The following is a 16,796-nucleotide window of genomic DNA, read 5'->3' as shown; positions in this document are numbered from 1 at the left end:
CTCGCAAAAAAAAGGGCTGACCTGCGTCAGCCCCTGAGATTATAACGGGTCTACCTTAAGGCAGGAAACCGCATGGCGGAAACTGCCCTCCAGTACCGGGCGGGTTTTCGCACACTCTGGCCCGGCGAGCGGGCAGCGGGTGCGGAACACGCAGCCCGACGGAGGGTTAATTGGCGAGGGTAATTCGCCCTCCAGCAACTGAATAGTTTTCGCTTTCTCGAGATCAGGATCGGGGATCGGTACCGCCGACATCAGCGCTTTGGTATAGGGATGCAGCGGATTATGATACACCTCGTCGTAGGTGCCCAGCTCCACCGCATGGCCCAGATACATCACCAGGACGCGGTCGGAGATATGTTTAACCACCGCCAGATCGTGGGCGATAAATATCAGCGACAGCCCCATCTCACGCTGCAGCTGCTGCAGCAGATTGACCACCTGAGCCTGAATCGACACGTCAAGCGCAGATACTGGCTCATCGCAGATAATCAGCTTCGGCTCAAGGATCAACGCCCGCGCGATGCCGATACGCTGGCACTGACCGCCGGAGAACTCATGCGGATAGCGGTTGATCAGGTTAGGCAGCAACCCGACCTTCATCATCATCGCTTTGACGCGATCGCGCACTTCCTGACGCGACATCTTCGGATGATAGGTGCGCAGCGGTTCAGCGATAATCTCCCCGATGGTCATGCGCGGATTCAGCGAGGCCAGCGGATCCTGGAAGATCATCTGGATATCGCTGCGCACATCGCGCCACTCTTCCTGCTTCATACCCAGCAGATCTTTCCCAAGCCAGGCCACTTTGCCATCGGTCGCTTTCACCAGGCCAATAATGGCGCGGGCGAAGGTCGATTTGCCGCAGCCTGACTCCCCTACCACACCGAGGGTTTCCCCCTCATAGAGGCGCAACGTCACGCCATCCACTGCTTTCAGCGTTTTCGACGGCTGCCAGAACCACTGCTTGCCATCTTTGATATCGAAGTGCACCTTCAGGTCAGCAATTTCAAGCAGGACTTTTCGTTGTTCAGTTACGGCGTTCATAGCAGATCCCCCACCGGTTTAAAGCAGGCGCGCAGGCGGCCTGGCGCGAACGACTCCAGCGGCGGTGCGCTGCTACACTGCTCCATGGCGTGCGGGCAGCGCGGCTGGAATGGACAGCCTTTCGGCAATCGCAGCAGGTTTGGCGGGTTGCCAGGGATGGTTAACAACGCATCGCCCTCGGCATCCAGACGAGGAACTGCATTCAACAGGCCAATAGAGTATGGATGTGACGGTTGATAGAAGACATCGCGCGCCTGACCGTACTCCATGGTGCGCCCGGCGTACATCACCAGCACTTTATCGCAGATCCCGGCCACCACCCCGAGGTCGTGGGTGATCATGATGATTGCCGTATTGAATTCGCGTTTAAGCTCATTCAACAGCGTCATGATCTGCGCCTGCACGGTGACGTCCAGCGCGGTGGTGGGTTCATCCGCAATCAGCAGCCGCGGCCGACACAGCAGCGCCATGGCAATCATCACGCGCTGGCGCATCCCGCCGGAAAACTCGTGCGGAAACATCTTCATGCGCTTGCGCGCTTCCGGCATTTTTACCGCATCGAGCATCTTCACCGACTCTTCAAACGCTTCGGCTTTGCTCAGTCCTTTATGCAACATCAGGACTTCCATTAACTGCTCGCCCACCCGCATATACGGGTTAAGAGAGGTCATCGGATCCTGGAAAATCATCGAGATTTGCTCGGCGCGCAGTTTGTTCAGTTCACGCTCGGGCAAATTGAGGATCTGCCGACCGTTAAAGGTGGCGGATCCTCCGATGCGGCCGTTGGCCGCCAGCAGCCCCATCAGAGCGAAGGCGGTTTGCGATTTACCGGAGCCAGATTCGCCCACAATGCCGAGCGTCTCGCCCGCCTGCAGGGTGAAGTTCAGGTCATTGACGGCGGTGACATCGCCATCCGGCGTTTTAAAGGTGACGCGGAGATCTTTCACGTCCAGCAGCAAGCCGCTGTGACTCTGCGCTTGCGGCGCCTTTGCCGTTTCAATCATGGTCATGGCAGCGCTCCTTAGCGGTCTTTCGGGTCGAGGGCATCACGCAGACCATCGCCGATAAAGTTGAAACAGAACAGGGTCACCACCAGGAAACCCGCCGGGAACAGCAGCAGCCAGGGCGAGACTTCCATTGAGTTGGCGCCATCGCTGAGCAATGCTCCCCAACTGCTGAGCGGCTCCTGGGTTCCCAGCCCGAGGAAGCTGAGGAAGGATTCGAAGAGGATCATGCTGGGGACCAGCAGCGAGGCGTACACTACCACCACCCCCAGTACGTTGGGGACGATATGGCGCAGCACGATGCTGGCCGTGGAGACCCCACCGACCTGCGCGGCTTCGATAAACTCTTTACGCTTCAGGCTCAAGGTCTGTCCGCGCACGATACGCGCCATATCCAGCCAGGAAACCATGCCGATGGCAACAAAGATCAGCAGGATATTCTGACCAAAAAAGGTCACCAGCAGGATGACGAAGAACATAAACGGGAAGGAGTTGAGGATCTCCAGCAGACGCATCATCACCGAATCCACTTTGCCGCCGAGATAACCGGAAAGCGAACCGTACAGCGTGCCGAGGATCACCGCCACCAGCGCCGCTGCCACCCCGACCATCAGCGAAATACGCCCGCCGATCGCCACGCGCACCAGCAGGTCGCGCCCGGAGGAGTCGGTTCCGAAGTAGTGGCCTGAAGCCATATCCGGGGCATTGGACATCATGCCCCAGTCGGTATCGAAGTAGGAGAACGACGACACCATCGGCGCAAAGGTGACAAACAGCGCAATAAGCACCAGCATGATCAGGCTGGTCACCGCGGCGCGGTTGTGCATAAAGCGGCGACGCGCATCCTGCCAGAGGCTACGCCCCTCCACTTCCAGCTTCTCACTGAAGTTTTCCAGCGCCTCGCTATTTTTCTTACTTAACATCATGGCGAACTCCGGCTTCAGTAGCGAATCTTCGGATCGATAACGGCGTACAGCACGTCAACGATGGCGTTGAACAGGATAGTCAGGGCGCCAACGAGGATCGTCAGGCTCAGCACCAGCGAGTAGTCGCGGTTAAGCGCCCCGTTAACGAACAGCTGGCCGATCCCCGGCAGGCCGTAAATGGTTTCAATGACCATTGAGCCGGTGATGATGCCCACGAAAGCTGGCCCCATATAGGAGAGCACCGGCAGCAGCGCCGGCTTCAGCGCATGGCGCAAAATAATGCGGCGCATCGGCAGCCCTTTTGCCCGCGCGGTGCGGATAAAGTTAGAGTGCAACACTTCTATCATCGAGCCGCGGGTGATACGGGCGATACTGGCGATATAGGCCAGGGAAAGCGCCACCATCGGCAGGATCATAAATTTCAGCGCTCCGCCGTTCCAGCCGCCGCCCGGCAGCCAGTGCAGGGTAATGGCAAAAATCATCACCAGCAGCGGCGCCACCACAAAGCTCGGAATAACCACGCCGGTCATGGCTACCCCCATCACCGCGTAGTCCCATCGGGTGTTTTGCTTCAGAGCGGCTATCACCCCGGCGGCTACGCCGATCACCACCGCGAGTAAAAAGGCGGCGAAGCCCAGTTTCGCAGAAACCGGGAAGCTGGCGGCCACCAGATCGTTGACCGAATAATCTTTGTATTTAAAGGAGGGACCAAAATCGCCATGCGCCAGTTGCTTCAGATAATTGAAGTACTGCGTCATGATAGGGTCGTTTAAATGGTATTTTGCTTCAATATTCGCCATGACTTCCGGCGGCAGGGTGCGCTCCCCGGTAAAAGGACTTCCCGGTGCCAGACGCATCATGAAGAATGAGATGGTAATAAGAATAAATAGCGTCGGAATCGCTTCCAGACAGCGACGTAAGATAAATTTTAACATTGCCCGTACCTTCTGGCGTGTGCCTTTGCACTGCTCTCAAATAAGACACGATGGAGCGAGCACAGGCCCGCCCCACGTATTGCCATTAATGTTTGATAACGTAGAGATCTTTGGTATAGACGTTATCCATCGGGTCTTTACCGGTATAGCCCCCAACCCACGGTTTCACCAGGCGGGCGTTGACGTAGTAATAGACCGGTACGATCGCGCTGTCTTTGTCCAGCTGCTGTTCCGCTTTCGCATAGGCTGCCGTACGCTGCGCTTCATCAGACGCTTTTACGGATTCAGCCATAATCTTGTCGAACGCCGGGCTCTTATAGTGCGCAGTGTTCATTGAGCTGTCAGAGAGCATGGTATTCAGGAAGGAAGTTGGCTCGTTATAGTCGGCGCACCAGCCTGCGCGTGCCACGTCATAGGTGCCCTGGTGACGGGTATCGAGGAACGTTTTCCACTCCTGGTTAACCAGCTTCACGTCAATGCCCAGGTTTTTACGCCACAGCGAGGCGGCGGCAATCGCCAGCTTCTTGTGCAAATCGGAGGTGTTATACAGCAGGTTAAAGGTCAACGGTTTATCCGCGGTATAGCCGGCTTCGGCCAGCAGTTTCTTCGCTTCTTCGTTGCGTTTTTCCTGCGACCACGTAAACCATTCCGGCTCGCTCAGCTTCGCGCCATCGGTGTACGGCGGCGTGTAGCCGTAGGCCGGCAGATCGCCCTGTCCTTTCACTTTATTAGCAATAATATCGCGATCCAAACCCAGCTTCAGCGCGGTACGGACGCGTACGTCGGTAAACGGCGCTTTCTGGTTGTTGATTTCGTAATAATAGGTACACAGATACGGGTCGACGTGCAGCTCGTTGGGGATCTCTTTTTTCAGCTTCTGGAAGAGTTCGATCGGCAGCTGGTTATAGGTCATGTCCAGTTCACCGCTGCGATAGCGGTTAACATAGGTCACTTCGGAAGAGGTCGGCAGCCAGGTAACGGTGTTAATGACGGTTTTAGCATTATCCCAGTAGTGCGGGTTGCGCTCCATCACGATACGTTCGTTGACCACCCAGTCTTTCAGAGTATACGCCCCGTTGGTGACGATGTTGCCAGGCTGTGTCCATTTCTCGCCAAATTTTTCAATAGCCGGTTTGTAGACAGGAGACATCGCCGGGTTAACCAGCAGCTTATAAAAATAAGGGACTGGCTCGCTGAGGGTAACTTCCAGCGTGTGGTCGTCAATGGCTTTTACGCCCAGTTCGCTCGGCGCTTTCTTGCCATCAATGATGTCGTCGACGTTAACGATATGACCATATTGCGGATAGCTGGCATAAGGAGAAGCGGTTTTCGGATCCACCAGACGCTGCCAGCTGTAGACGAAGTCCTGAGCAGTAACCGGCTCGCCGTTAGACCATTTCGCATCTTTACGCAGATGGAAGGTCCAGACTTTAAAATCTTTATTATCCCAGCTCTCTGCTACGCCAGGGATCGGGTGGCCATCTTTCGGCGAAGTATTCAGCAAGCCTTCGAAGAGGTCGCGGCTAATATTGGCCTCGGGTACCCCTTCAATTTTATTCGGGTCCAGCGATTGCGGCTCAGCGCCGCTATTTCGCACCAGCGTTTGTTTATCCGACAACTGCACACCGGCTGGGACATCCGCTGCCATAGCCATATTGCCGGCAAGCAGTGCGGATAGCACTCCCGCGGCGATCAAACGTTTTTTAGTGATGATGGTCATTGTGTTGTAACTCCAGTCATTATAATTACTGGTTTTTTAACCAGCCTGTTTTTTTCCCGTTTGCGGGGATCTGTCCAACGCAGGAGCGTTTGCGATTGGCAGATTGCTATCACCGACTTATTTATTACGACCGCTCGAACGGCAGCCTTAACGTCGATTCTTTGCCCCCTCGCTGGAGGGCAGTTCCGGCGCAGTGAGATTATTAATAATGATTCTCATTTACGCATATAATTCAGCAGACGATAACGGCGGAAATTACCAAAAGGTAAACACCTCCGCCAATGCAATTTGCAAATATGTTACCGGATTCTCTTTTATCGCCGATATTGCCCGCGATGCTCAAGTTCTTCGCGGACTACCGACAGAAAAATATCATTGTTAATCATAGTGATATGATTTTTTAATCGCGTTGAGAATCGAGTATCGGCTCAAAGATGCTTTTTTGTACAAAAATTTAACAACAGGTTACTTTTTAGCACATTCATCTACTGCCTTGTTAAAATTACTAATATCATTTCGATGATCCGACAGCAAGTGCCAGAGAATGATGTGAAGAAAATAACATCGCAGGCAGGAAGAGCGTGAGGGGAAAACAATGAACAAAAACAGATATCTTAATGAAAAATATGGATTTAAAGATATTATCGCAAAACGTTATCTCAACAGCCGATCTCGCGCTGGTTAATAGGTTTTGCTAATAATCGCGCAAGCGCGAAGTGAAGCCTCCACGCTTGCATGGTGTTCCACTAATTAAGCAGTCCGGGGAACAGCGCTTTAATACCGGTTACGATAAACTCGATCCCCAGGGCCATCAGCAGCAACCCCATGATACGGGTGATGACGTTGATTCCCGTCTGTCCCAGCAGACGAACCAGCCACGGCGCCATTCGGAAAATGCCCCAGCAGCAAAGAGCGAATACCGCTATCGCCAGTGAGAACCCGACCAGGTGCACCCAGGAATGATATCGGGTGCCCCAGACAATAGTTGAACTGATTGCCCCCGGTCCGGCCATTAAGGGGAGCGCGAGAGGCACGACGCCGATGCTCTCCCGGACCGCCGTCTCCGATTTCTCCTGCTTGTTCTGCTTATCTTCGCCGAGCTTGCCGCTGATCATCGACATCGCAATGGTCACCACCAGGATGCCGCCGGCAATGCGGAAGGAATCAATCGAGATGCCAAAAATCTGCAGAATGCCATCGCCGAGAAACAACGACGTCAGGAGGATGATCGCCACCGACAGGTTTGCGGTCAGGTTGGTCTTGTTGCGCACCGCTGCCGGTTGGTAGCTGGTCATACTGATAAACACCGGAATGATGCCGACCGGGTTGACCAGGGCAAATAAGCCAATGAAAAACTTGAAATAGGTAGCAAAATCGAACAGTGGTTGAGTCACAATGGGCTCCGCAGCATCATCAAAATTGGCGGTTGACTATTAACAGCATAAAATAACTGCGCGAAACATACGCTTTTTGCATGCAATATTCATTATAAATATGCATAACCCGGTGATATGTATCGAATGTTAGTTATTTGTAGCTTTAATGCTAATCGTTTTTTTAATTTCAAAACCCTTCCATTACACTTGATCGAATCGGTTAAAAAGCAGCCAGCTGAAAGGTATCAGCCACGCCAATACTTGATCTAAATCACGTATTTTGTACTCAGAAGTGAGTAATCTTGATGACACCAACAGAGTGGAAGGCAGCATGACCTGAAAGTTAAAGTAATAGAGCTTTTTTAGTAAATCGGTAAAACAGTGTCCTGATTTTTCTACATAAACATTTACATGCAAGCTGTTAACAGCCTGTCTATAATGTCGAATCGAGCGACTGATTTACTAAAAAAGTTTAACATTATCAGGAGAGCATTATGGCTGTTACTAATATCGCTGAACTGAACGCGCTTGTTGAGCGTGTCAAGAAAGCCCAGCGTGAATATGCCAGTTTCACTCAAGAACAAGTCGATAAAATCTTCCGCGCTGCCGCTCTGGCCGCTGCAGATGCTCGAATCCCTCTCGCTAAAATGGCCGTTGCCGAATCCGGCATGGGCATCGTTGAAGACAAAGTGATCAAAAACCACTTCGCTTCCGAATACATTTACAACGCATATAAAGATGAAAAAACCTGTGGCGTCCTGTCAGAAGACGACACCTTTGGTACCATCACTATCGCTGAACCGATCGGCATCATCTGCGGTATCGTACCGACAACTAACCCGACTTCAACAGCCATCTTCAAATCGCTCATCAGCCTGAAGACACGTAACGCCATCATTTTCTCTCCGCACCCGCGTGCAAAAGAAGCCACCAACAAAGCGGCTGATATCGTACTGCAGGCTGCCATCGCGGCTGGCGCGCCGAAAGACCTGATCGGCTGGATCGATCAGCCGTCCGTAGAACTGTCTAACGCGCTGATGCATCACCCGGACATCAACCTGATCCTTGCGACCGGTGGTCCAGGTATGGTGAAAGCGGCGTACAGCTCCGGTAAACCAGCTATCGGCGTTGGTGCCGGTAACACCCCGGTGGTCATTGATGAAACGGCTGATATCAAACGTGCTGTTGCTTCCGTTCTGATGTCTAAAACCTTCGATAACGGCGTTATCTGTGCTTCTGAGCAGTCTGTTGTCGTCGTTGATTCAGTGTATGACGCGGTTCGCGAACGTTTCGCCAGCCACGGCGGCTATCTGCTGCAGGGTAAAGAGCTGAAAGCGGTTCAGGACATCATCCTGAAAAATGGCGCGCTGAACGCTGCTATCGTTGGTCAGCCAGCGGCAAAAATCGCGGAACTCGCAGGCTTCACCGTTCCGGCTACGACTAAGATCCTGATTGGCGAAGTGACCAACGTTGACGAAAGTGAACCGTTTGCTCACGAAAAACTGTCTCCGACGCTGGCGATGTATCGTGCGAAAGATTTCGAAGACGCGGTCACCAAAGCAGAAAAACTGGTTGCCATGGGCGGTATCGGTCACACCTCTTGCCTGTACACCGACCAGGACAACCAGCCGGCTCGCGTGGCTTACTTCGGCCAGATGATGAAAACCGCACGTATCCTGATCAACACCCCGGCTTCTCAGGGTGGTATCGGTGACCTGTACAACTTCAAACTCGCGCCTTCCCTGACTCTGGGTTGTGGTTCCTGGGGTGGTAACTCCATCTCTGAAAACGTTGGTCCGAAACACCTGATCAACAAGAAAACCGTTGCTAAGCGAGCTGAAAACATGTTGTGGCACAAACTTCCGAAATCTATCTACTTCCGTCGTGGCTCCCTGCCAATCGCACTGGATGAAGTGATTACTGATGGTCACAAACGCGCGCTGATCGTGACTGACCGCTTCCTGTTCAACAACGGCTATGCCGATCAGATCACTTCCGTACTGAAAGCAGCGGGCGTTGAAACCGAAGTCTTCTTCGAAGTTGAAGCTGACCCGACCCTGACCATCGTACGTAAAGGTGCCGATCTGGCGAACTCCTTCAAACCAGACGTCATCATCGCGCTGGGCGGCGGTTCCCCGATGGATGCGGCGAAAATCATGTGGGTCATGTACGAACATCCGGAAACCCACTTCGAAGAACTGGCGCTGCGCTTTATGGATATCCGTAAACGTATCTACAAGTTCCCGAAAATGGGCGTCAAAGCCAAGATGGTCGCCATCACCACCACCTCCGGTACCGGTTCTGAAGTGACGCCGTTCGCCGTAGTGACCGATGACGCAACTGGTCAGAAATATCCGCTGGCAGACTACGCGCTGACCCCAGATATGGCCATCGTTGATGCCAACCTGGTGATGGATATGCCGAAATCGCTGTGTGCGTTCGGTGGTCTGGATGCGGTGACTCACGCCCTGGAAGCTTACGTTTCCGTGCTGGCTTCTGAGTTCTCTGACGGCCAGGCTCTGCAGGCGTTGAAACTGCTGAAAGAGTACCTGCCGGCTTCCTACCACGAAGGTTCCAAGAACCCGGTTGCCCGTGAGCGCGTACACAGTGCTGCGACTATCGCCGGTATCGCGTTTGCGAACGCCTTCCTCGGCGTGTGTCACTCCATGGCGCACAAACTGGGCTCTCAGTTCCATATTCCGCACGGTCTGGCCAACGCCCTGCTGATCTGCAACGTTATTCGCTACAACGCGAATGACAACCCGACCAAGCAGACTGCGTTCAGCCAGTACGACCGTCCGCAGGCTCGTCGTCGCTACGCTGAAATCGCCGATCACCTGGGTCTCTCTGCACCGGGCGACCGCACCGCAGCGAAGATCGAGAAACTGCTGGCATGGCTGGAAAGCATCAAAGCTGAGCTGGGAATTCCGAAATCTATCCGCGAAGCTGGCGTTCAGGAAGCTGACTTCCTGGCTAACGTTGATAAGCTGTCTGAAGATGCATTCGATGACCAGTGCACCGGCGCTAACCCGCGCTACCCGCTGATCTCCGAACTGAAACAGATTCTGCTGGATACCTACTACGGCCGCGAGTTCGTCGAAGGCGAAACTGCTGCGAAAACCGACGCGGCTCCGGTGAAAGCTGAGAAAAAAGCGAAGAAATCCGCTTAATCAACAACGGTAAACACACTGCAAGCCCCGTCACCTGACGGGGCTTTTTTATACCTGCTTGTCAGCCAATCCCGAGCTCCAGCCTTCCAGAGTATAAAAAAGGCGCCCACAGGCGCCTGTATGAGCTTCTGAGCGACTCAGCAGGAATAACGCTGGTTTTGTACCTGGGTTAAAGAACCCACGCTCAGCGCCTCTTTATAATGCTTACGACAGACGGACACATACCGCTCATTGCCGCCGATGACAACCTGCTCGCCTTCATTATAAGGTCGCCCCTCTTGATCGAGACGTAGCACCATGCTCGCCTTACGGCCGCAGAAGCAAATGGTTTTCAGCTCCACCAGCTTATCGGACCATGCCAGCAAATACTGGCTACCGGTAAAGAGCTCGCCGCGAAAATCCGTCCGCAGTCCATAGCACAGCACCGGAATATCCAGTGTATCGACAACTTCGGACAGCTCATGAACCTGTTCGCGCGTCAGAAACTGGCTTTCATCCACCAGCACGCAGTGAATCGGCTTAAGCTTGTGCTCTGCCGCAATATCGTTAAATAGCGACGTCTGCGGATTATACAACCGGGCCGGCGAGGAGAGGCCGATACGCGAGCTGACTTTTCCAGCACCGAAGCGGTCATCTATCTCAGCGGTATAAACGATGGTACGCATCCCCCGCTCCTGGTAATTGTACGAAGATTGCAACAGAGCGGTCGACTTACCTGCATTCATTGCAGAGTAGTAGAAATAAAGTTGTGCCATCGGCTGCGTGACCCCAATCAAAGTGTTTTATCGCGGCGGCGATTGTACCATATTTTAGGCGTACAGCCGCCCTTTCCGCAGGGGTATTGTCGCAGCGCTGAAGGGCATGGAAACGGAAAGGGTGACGTGGATGAATTGAATTTACAGGGCCATTATTTGTACGCCCCGTTACGCTATCGGTGAGGTAACCATTGTCTTTTCGTGCTTATAGGACCAGTATCCATGCACTATAAGCGGGCTTGCGGGTTGTTTTATATTAAGGCGCGTAACCAAAAATGCGCTAATACTGACGAGGGTTATTTACCCATGCAAAGGATAATTTTTCTCACTGAACCTCAGAAAAAGCATATGGTCTCAGTGTTTTAGCTGGCCCCCTACTCATGGCTATAAGGAGCAAAGATGTGAAGCGGCACGAGAATTTTAACTTAAATTAATTAATTCCCGCGACAAATAACCAGTAATTTTGAATTCCTTACATTCTCCCCTATTGCACAACGCATTTTATCGCTCTATTATTAGTTCAACAAACCACCCCACAATATAAGTTTGAGATTACTACAATGAGCGAAGCACTTAAAATTTTGAACAACATCCGTACTCTTCGTGCGCAGGCAAGAGAATGCACCCTTGAAACGCTCGAAGAAATGCTGGAAAAATTAGAAGTCGTTGTTAACGAGCGCCGTGAAGAAGAAAACGCCGCCGCAGCAGAAATTGAAGAGCGTACACGTAAGCTGCAGCAATACCGTGAAATGCTGATTGCTGACGGTATTGACCCGAATGAACTGCTGAGCACTATGGCTGCCGTTAAAGCCGGTACCAAAACTAAGCGTGCTGCACGTCCGGCTAAATATAGCTATGTAGACGAAAACGGCGAAACCAAAACCTGGACTGGCCAGGGCCGTACTCCTGCGGTGATCAAAAAAGCAATGGACGAACAAGGTAAATCACTGGACGATTTCCTGATCTAATCTCCGTTGTCGCAATATTAAAAATCCCGCTCCGGCGGGATTTTTTTTGCCCTCAGGCTCGATAAACAAAACCGGGAGTCGCTGACGCGCTCCCGGTTTCTGGCTTTTAATCGCGCTGCGGATTACTTCGTCACCGCGGTTTCCAGCCAGGCTTTAAAATCGTCACCAAGCGTCTTGTGACGAATACCATATTCGACAAACGCCTGCATGTAGCCAAGCTTATTGCCGCAGTCATGGCTCTTGCCCTTCATATGATAAGCTTCAACCGTTTCTTTCTCGATCAGCATATCAATCGCGTCAGTCAGCTGAATTTCATCACCGGCGCCCGGAGGGGTCTTCGCCAGCAGCGGCCAAATATCTGCGCTGAGGACATAGCGCCCCACTACCGCCAGGTTGGACGGCGCAACGTCAGCTTTTGGCTTCTCGACCACGCCCACCATCGGCACGCTTTCGCCCGGCTTCAGGGATTCGCCTTTGCAATCGACCACGCCATACGCGGTCACATCCTCGACAGGCTCAACCATAATCTGGCTGGCGCCAGTCTCATCAAAACGAGAGATCATCTCCGCAAGGTTATCACGGCTCAGATCGGACTCAAATTCATCCAGAATAACGTCTGGCAGAATAACCGCTACCGGCTCATCACCCACTACCGGATGTGCGCACAGCACGGCGTGACCAAGGCCTTTCGCCAGGCCCTGACGAACTTGCATAATGGTCACGTGCGGCGGGCAAATAGACTGCACTTCTTCCAGAAGCTGGCGTTTTACACGTTTTTCCAGCATCGCTTCCAGCTCAAAACTGGTATCGAAATGGTTTTCGATAGAGTTTTTCGATGAGTGCGTTACCAGAACAATTTCAGTAATTCCTGCAGCGATACATTCATTAACAACGTACTGAATTAACGGCTTATCTACCAGCGGCAGCATTTCTTTTGGAATTGCTTTGGTGGCAGGCAGCATCCTGGTGCCTAATCCCGCTACCGGGATAACCGCTTTTCTGACTTTAGAATTAAGGGCAGCCATTGAAATCTCCTGGACTGTTTGTTTTTTAAACTTCTCGTTACAAATAACGTGTCGAGTATATCAGTCAACCGCGTATTCACTGGTCTGAAAAGGTTCCGATAGCCTCGAATTAGGACTTTTACGCATAAAACTGCTCGATGGTACCACTAGTATAGGGCTGCAGGTAATGCCGTCTGCTTAGATATAAACGCAATTGCTCATTCCGCAGACAACATTAAGCGTAAACGCCCCCCGGCCCCCCAAATTTGGCACTGCCATGAGGCGCAGCGCTGGCTAATTTGGTTAAGATAGGCATCGCCCAGCGTCCCTAAAGGAACGCCATTACTTATCTGAATTTGATGCTCACCGGTATTCAACGTGCCATTGAGCCCTGCGGACACCAGAATTAAATTTTTCAGTCCACTGTGGTAATAACCCACCAGCAAAGGGAACTGACCGGGAAGATTCGCCTGGCGGAGTAACTGATTGACCTGTTTTAACAGACTCCCCATTTCAGGTAGCCGTTGCCCCTGATGCGCCAGTTGCTCTTGCAGCAGGCTATTGAATAGCGCGCGCAGTAATAAAGCCGCCAGCACGCCATTATCCCCTGCTCGTGTGACATCCAGACAATAGAAAGCCAAATCATTTTCCGAGAGCGGCGCAATATCGAGCACCAGCCCCGGCTTATCCGCCGATACCAGCTGTCGATAATGAATACGGCAATGTGACATTTCCTGTTGCACCGGAGGCTGTAGCTCCTGCAGCAGTCTCGATGCGGCGGTCGGATTACTGACCAGCGCGTCCCAGTCCTCAAATAAACGCTCTTCCTCTTCCACACGTGAACTAAACATCGCGGGATACAGGCAGGCATAAACGGTCTCACGCAGGCGATCGAAATCTTTCACCGGTTTTAACAGCACATCCTGGACGCCCAGCCGTAACGCTTTGGCAATATCCGCCATGTTTTCGGTGGCGGAAATCATCAGTATCGGTAGCTGCTCGCCGCGGTTACGCAGCGTCTCGACCAGTTCCAGACCGTTCATTCTCGGCATTGAAATGTCGCAAATCATCAGGTCCGGACGTACCTCGGTCATTTTATGCAGGGCATCCATGCCATCTTCCGCCAGCCAGGTCGTTGCTCCCAGCGAGGCCAGCCATCCATGCAAGAGTGAGCGGAAAACGGGTTCGTCTTCAACTATCAGAATCTGTTTTCCCGCCAATGGCTGCGTCATGATATCTCCCCTGGCTGACGATAATTCAATAGTGGCACGCTATTCTCACTATCGCCTGTCAGATTTTACTTAAGTCAGGTACTTGTACGTCAAACCGCTGTACGCACTAAGGGTAATAGTTCATCCATTTTCTTTTCCACGGCCAATTGGCCCGCGGCAATCGCCTCTGCTGCGCGATGGAAGTCGAGCGTCGACACTTGCGGACAGTATGGCTGCAGCAGGATATCCGGCGGGTCACCCGCCATACGGTTGCGTTTAAGACGGTTCTCCAGAACCTGGATAGACGTGGTCATGATCTCCATCGCCGTCGGCGTCACGGCCGTACGACGGGAGCTCATTTGCGTCAATCGCGCGCGCAGACGAGTGTGCCATGGGCCCTCCTTCTCTTCAGCTTCCGGCCGCGGCGTTTCGAGGGAAAATAAATCTTGCTGCATGAGATGGGCATCATGTTGCAGGTCAACGGCAATCACGATATCGGCCCCCATTGCCCGCGTCAGCGACACGGGAACCGGGTTGACCACTGCGCCATCGACCAGCCAGTAACCATTATGCCTCACCGGCGCCATCAGTCCAGGCATGCTGCAGGAGGCTCGAACGGCTAAATGCAGATCGCCTTCAGTAAACCACAGTTCCCGGCCGGTACTTAAATTGGTCGCGACGGCAGCAAACCGACGCTCGCAGCGTTCGATATCGGTCACCGGCATAATACGACGGTAATGATTGAATACCTTTTCACCGCGCAGCAGGCCCCCACGTCGCCAGGAGAGGTCCATCAGCTTCAGGACATCCCAGTTGCTGAATGAGCAGATCCATGACTCGAGCGCCGGGAGCCGGTTGCAGGCATACGCCGCCCCTACCAGCGAACCGATAGAACACCCCGCGACGATATCAATCTCGATACCAGCCCGACGGAGGGCGTTGATGACGCCAATGTGCGACCATCCTCGGGCAGCTCCCGCCCCTAACGCCAGACCAATTTTAAGCTTTCTCATTATTACTGATAACTATCCTTCCACTCTGAGCGTGGCAACATTGTCACGGCTCAGTTAACATAAACACCTTTGGCGTTGAAGCGCCGTAATTCTTTCTTCCATGGAGGCAGTTTTGTCGCAATTATGCCCCTGTGGCAGCGCACTGGAGTATAGCTCATGTTGCCAGCGATATCTGTCCGGCGCAGAGCTTGCGCCAGGCCCGTCACAGCTTATGCGCTCCCGCTATAGCGCGTTCGTCATGAAAGATGCCGACTATCTGATCAAAACCTGGCATCCGTCCTGTCAGGCGCAGACGTTTCGCGCCGAGCTGGAGAAGGGGTTCAGCCAGACCGAGTGGCTGGGTTTAACCCTATTCGCCAGTGATGAAGGGCGAGTCCCAAATGAAGGCTTTGTCAGCTTTGTCGCCCGCTTTAATGACAATAACCGTCCGGGCGCCATTATTGAACGTTCCAGATTCTTAAAAGAAAATGGACAGTGGTACTATATCGACGGGACACGACCGCTGATTGGTCGTAATGACCCCTGCCCTTGCGGCTCAGGTAAAAAATTTAAAAAATGCTGCGGCCAGTAACGCTGCCGTAGCGCTTGCAAACACTACAGGATTTTCCTCGCGATGCATTCATTACAACGTAAAGTACTACGCACTATTTGCCCTGATCAGAAAGGCCTCATCGCGCGTATCACCAATATCTGCTACAAACACGAACTTAACATTGTGCAGAACAATGAATTTGTTGACCACCGTACCGGTCGTTTCTTTATGCGCACCGAACTGGAGGGCATTTTTAACGACGCTATTCTGCTGGCCGATCTGGATAGCGCCCTACCGGAAGGTTCCATCCGCGAACTGAATCCGGCAGGCCGTCGCCGGGTGGTCATTCTGGTGACCAAAGAGGCGCACTGCCTCGGCGATCTGCTGATGAAAGCCAACTACGGCGGACTGGATGTCGATATCGCCGCGGTTATCGGCAACCATGACACGCTGCGCCCGCTGGTGGAGCGTTTTGGTATTCCGTTTGAGCTGGTCAGTCACGAAGGGTTAAGCCGCGAAGAACACGACAAGCAGATGGGGGATGCCATTGCGGCACATGAGCCGGATTACGTGGTACTGGCCAAGTATATGCGCGTCCTCACCCCGGAGTTTGTCGCCCGCTTCCCGAACAAAATCATCAATATTCACCATTCATTTTTGCCGGCGTTTATCGGCGCCCGTCCTTATCATCAGGCCTATGAGCGCGGCGTAAAGATCATTGGCGCCACCGCCCACTATGTGAATGACAATCTGGATGAAGGCCCAATCATCATGCAGGACGTGATTCATGTCGATCATACCTATACTGCAGAAGATATGATGCGCGCTGGCCGCGATGTCGAAAAAAACGTCTTGAGCCGGGCGCTGTATCAGGTACTGGCGCAGCGCGTCTTCGTTTACGGTAACCGGACGATTATTCTTTAATCGACTGAGAAATGAATTGGTTAGCTTTACGGCGTTACGCGTAAAAATCAGGCAACCAGTTTATTTTTGTCAAACGAATGCTTTACAGGGGCGCATCATTTGGTATGATGCGCCCCGCTTCCCGAGAAGGAAGCAGGCCAGTACCAAGCATTACCCCGTGGTGGGGTTCCCGAGCGGCCAAAGGGAGCAGACTGTAAATCTGCCGTCATCGACT

General features: G+C 52.9%; 15 protein-coding genes. 4 read left to right on the top strand and 11 right to left on the bottom strand.

Annotated elements, in window-relative coordinates:
- Positions 1-39: 39 nt before the first annotated feature.
- The 7 genes from oppF to NKJ21_RS26180 form a co-directional block, all read right to left on the bottom strand.
- Positions 40-1,044 carry a murein tripeptide/oligopeptide ABC transporter ATP-binding protein OppF gene (gene oppF, locus NKJ21_RS26210; RefSeq protein ID WP_008804414.1) on the bottom strand — a complete coding sequence of 335 codons (1,005 nt, stop codon included), beginning with the start codon at positions 1,042-1,044 and terminating at the stop codon, positions 40-42.
- Complete coding sequence (locus tag NKJ21_RS26205; RefSeq protein ID WP_004151853.1) at positions 1,041-2,054, bottom strand: ABC transporter ATP-binding protein; 1,014 nt, start codon at positions 2,052-2,054, stop codon at positions 1,041-1,043. Before NKJ21_RS26205 ends, oppF begins: the two co-directional genes overlap by 4 nt.
- A gap of 11 nt (positions 2,055-2,065) precedes the next feature.
- Positions 2,066-2,974 (bottom strand): oligopeptide ABC transporter permease OppC, encoded by a 909-nt coding sequence (gene oppC, locus NKJ21_RS26200; protein ID WP_004145396.1) that lies wholly within the window; start codon positions 2,972-2,974, stop codon positions 2,066-2,068.
- Positions 2,975-2,988: 14 nt separating this feature from the next.
- Positions 2,989-3,909: an oligopeptide ABC transporter permease OppB gene (gene oppB, locus NKJ21_RS26195; RefSeq protein WP_002910089.1), complete on the bottom strand. Its 921-nt coding sequence runs from the start codon at positions 3,907-3,909 to the stop codon at positions 2,989-2,991.
- 85 nt (positions 3,910-3,994) lie between these two features.
- Positions 3,995-5,629 carry an oligopeptide ABC transporter substrate-binding protein OppA gene (gene oppA / locus NKJ21_RS26190; protein ID WP_008804413.1) on the bottom strand — a complete coding sequence of 545 codons (1,635 nt, stop codon included), beginning with the start codon at positions 5,627-5,629 and terminating at the stop codon, positions 3,995-3,997.
- Positions 5,630-6,375: 746 nt separating this feature from the next.
- Positions 6,376-7,023: a YchE family NAAT transporter gene (locus NKJ21_RS26185; protein WP_008804412.1), complete on the bottom strand. Its 648-nt coding sequence runs from the start codon at positions 7,021-7,023 to the stop codon at positions 6,376-6,378.
- 183 nt (positions 7,024-7,206) lie between these two features.
- Positions 7,207-7,422, bottom strand: coding sequence for a hypothetical protein (locus NKJ21_RS26180; RefSeq protein WP_012541357.1), 216 nt, complete (start codon positions 7,420-7,422; stop codon positions 7,207-7,209).
- Between the two features lie 77 nt (positions 7,423-7,499).
- Here NKJ21_RS26180 and adhE point away from each other — a divergent pair, with 77 nt between their 5' ends.
- The gene (gene adhE / locus NKJ21_RS26175; RefSeq protein ID WP_008804411.1) at positions 7,500-10,175 is read left to right on the top strand and encodes a bifunctional acetaldehyde-CoA/alcohol dehydrogenase; all 2,676 of its coding nucleotides are present in this window, start codon (positions 7,500-7,502) and stop codon (positions 10,173-10,175) included.
- 137 nt (positions 10,176-10,312) lie between these two features.
- Here adhE and tdk read toward each other — a convergent pair whose 3' ends face one another.
- Complete coding sequence (gene tdk, locus NKJ21_RS26170) at positions 10,313-10,930, bottom strand: thymidine kinase (protein ID WP_008804410.1); 618 nt, start codon at positions 10,928-10,930, stop codon at positions 10,313-10,315.
- A 560-nt stretch (positions 10,931-11,490) separates the two neighbouring features.
- Between tdk and hns the strand changes: the two genes are divergently transcribed.
- On the top strand, positions 11,491-11,898 hold the full coding sequence (hns, locus tag NKJ21_RS26165) for a histone-like nucleoid-structuring protein H-NS (RefSeq protein WP_002910103.1): 408 nt from the start codon (positions 11,491-11,493) through the stop codon (positions 11,896-11,898).
- 122 nt (positions 11,899-12,020) lie between these two features.
- On the opposite strand, the gene galU is transcribed toward hns, so the two are convergent.
- The 3 genes from galU to rssA form a co-directional block, all read right to left on the bottom strand.
- Complete coding sequence (galU, locus tag NKJ21_RS26160) at positions 12,021-12,923, bottom strand: UTP--glucose-1-phosphate uridylyltransferase GalU (protein ID WP_008804409.1); 903 nt, start codon at positions 12,921-12,923, stop codon at positions 12,021-12,023.
- Between the two features lie 197 nt (positions 12,924-13,120).
- Positions 13,121-14,134 carry a two-component system response regulator RssB gene (gene rssB / locus NKJ21_RS26155; RefSeq protein WP_008804408.1) on the bottom strand — a complete coding sequence of 338 codons (1,014 nt, stop codon included), beginning with the start codon at positions 14,132-14,134 and terminating at the stop codon, positions 13,121-13,123.
- A gap of 89 nt (positions 14,135-14,223) precedes the next feature.
- On the bottom strand, positions 14,224-15,126 hold the full coding sequence (gene rssA / locus NKJ21_RS26150; RefSeq protein ID WP_012541356.1) for a patatin-like phospholipase RssA: 903 nt from the start codon (positions 15,124-15,126) through the stop codon (positions 14,224-14,226).
- A 112-nt stretch (positions 15,127-15,238) separates the two neighbouring features.
- On the opposite strand from rssA, the gene NKJ21_RS26145 reads away from it, so the two are divergent.
- Both NKJ21_RS26145 and purU read left to right on the top strand, forming a co-directional pair.
- Positions 15,239-15,697 carry a YchJ family protein gene (locus NKJ21_RS26145; protein ID WP_008804406.1) on the top strand — a complete coding sequence of 153 codons (459 nt, stop codon included), beginning with the start codon at positions 15,239-15,241 and terminating at the stop codon, positions 15,695-15,697.
- 42 nt (positions 15,698-15,739) lie between these two features.
- Positions 15,740-16,582, top strand: a complete 843-nt coding sequence (purU, locus tag NKJ21_RS26140) for a formyltetrahydrofolate deformylase (protein WP_004203178.1) — start codon at positions 15,740-15,742, stop codon at positions 16,580-16,582.
- The last annotated feature ends 214 nt before the right edge of the window (positions 16,583-16,796 follow it).

This window comes from Klebsiella sp. SWET4, assembly GCF_024296565.1.
Taxonomy (GTDB): domain Bacteria; phylum Pseudomonadota; class Gammaproteobacteria; order Enterobacterales; family Enterobacteriaceae; genus Klebsiella; species Klebsiella variicola.
The sequence above is the reverse complement of the archived record's forward strand: the minus strand, read 5'-3'. Positions and strand labels throughout refer to the sequence as shown.

What these genes read in the sequence shown, in the direction of transcription:
- oppF (WP_008804414.1), bottom strand. Translation starts at nt 1,044, where the DNA reads ATGAACGCCGTAACTGAACAACGAAAAGTCCTGCTTGAAATTGCTGAC.
- NKJ21_RS26205 (WP_004151853.1), bottom strand. Translation starts at nt 2,054, where the DNA reads ATGACCATGATTGAAACGGCAAAGGCGCCGCAAGCGCAGAGTCACAGC.
- oppC (WP_004145396.1), bottom strand. Translation starts at nt 2,974, where the DNA reads ATGATGTTAAGTAAGAAAAATAGCGAGGCGCTGGAAAACTTCAGTGAG.
- oppB (WP_002910089.1), bottom strand. Translation starts at nt 3,909, where the DNA reads ATGTTAAAATTTATCTTACGTCGCTGTCTGGAAGCGATTCCGACGCTA.
- oppA (WP_008804413.1), bottom strand. Translation starts at nt 5,629, where the DNA reads ATGACCATCATCACTAAAAAACGTTTGATCGCCGCGGGAGTGCTATCC.
- adhE (WP_008804411.1), top strand. Translation starts at nt 7,500, where the DNA reads ATGGCTGTTACTAATATCGCTGAACTGAACGCGCTTGTTGAGCGTGTC.
- tdk (WP_008804410.1), bottom strand. Translation starts at nt 10,930, where the DNA reads ATGGCACAACTTTATTTCTACTACTCTGCAATGAATGCAGGTAAGTCG.
- hns (WP_002910103.1), top strand. Translation starts at nt 11,491, where the DNA reads ATGAGCGAAGCACTTAAAATTTTGAACAACATCCGTACTCTTCGTGCG.
- galU (WP_008804409.1), bottom strand. Translation starts at nt 12,923, where the DNA reads ATGGCTGCCCTTAATTCTAAAGTCAGAAAAGCGGTTATCCCGGTAGCG.
- rssB (WP_008804408.1), bottom strand. Translation starts at nt 14,134, where the DNA reads ATGACGCAGCCATTGGCGGGAAAACAGATTCTGATAGTTGAAGACGAA.
- rssA (WP_012541356.1), bottom strand. Translation starts at nt 15,126, where the DNA reads ATGAGAAAGCTTAAAATTGGTCTGGCGTTAGGGGCGGGAGCTGCCCGA.
- purU (WP_004203178.1), top strand. Translation starts at nt 15,740, where the DNA reads ATGCATTCATTACAACGTAAAGTACTACGCACTATTTGCCCTGATCAG.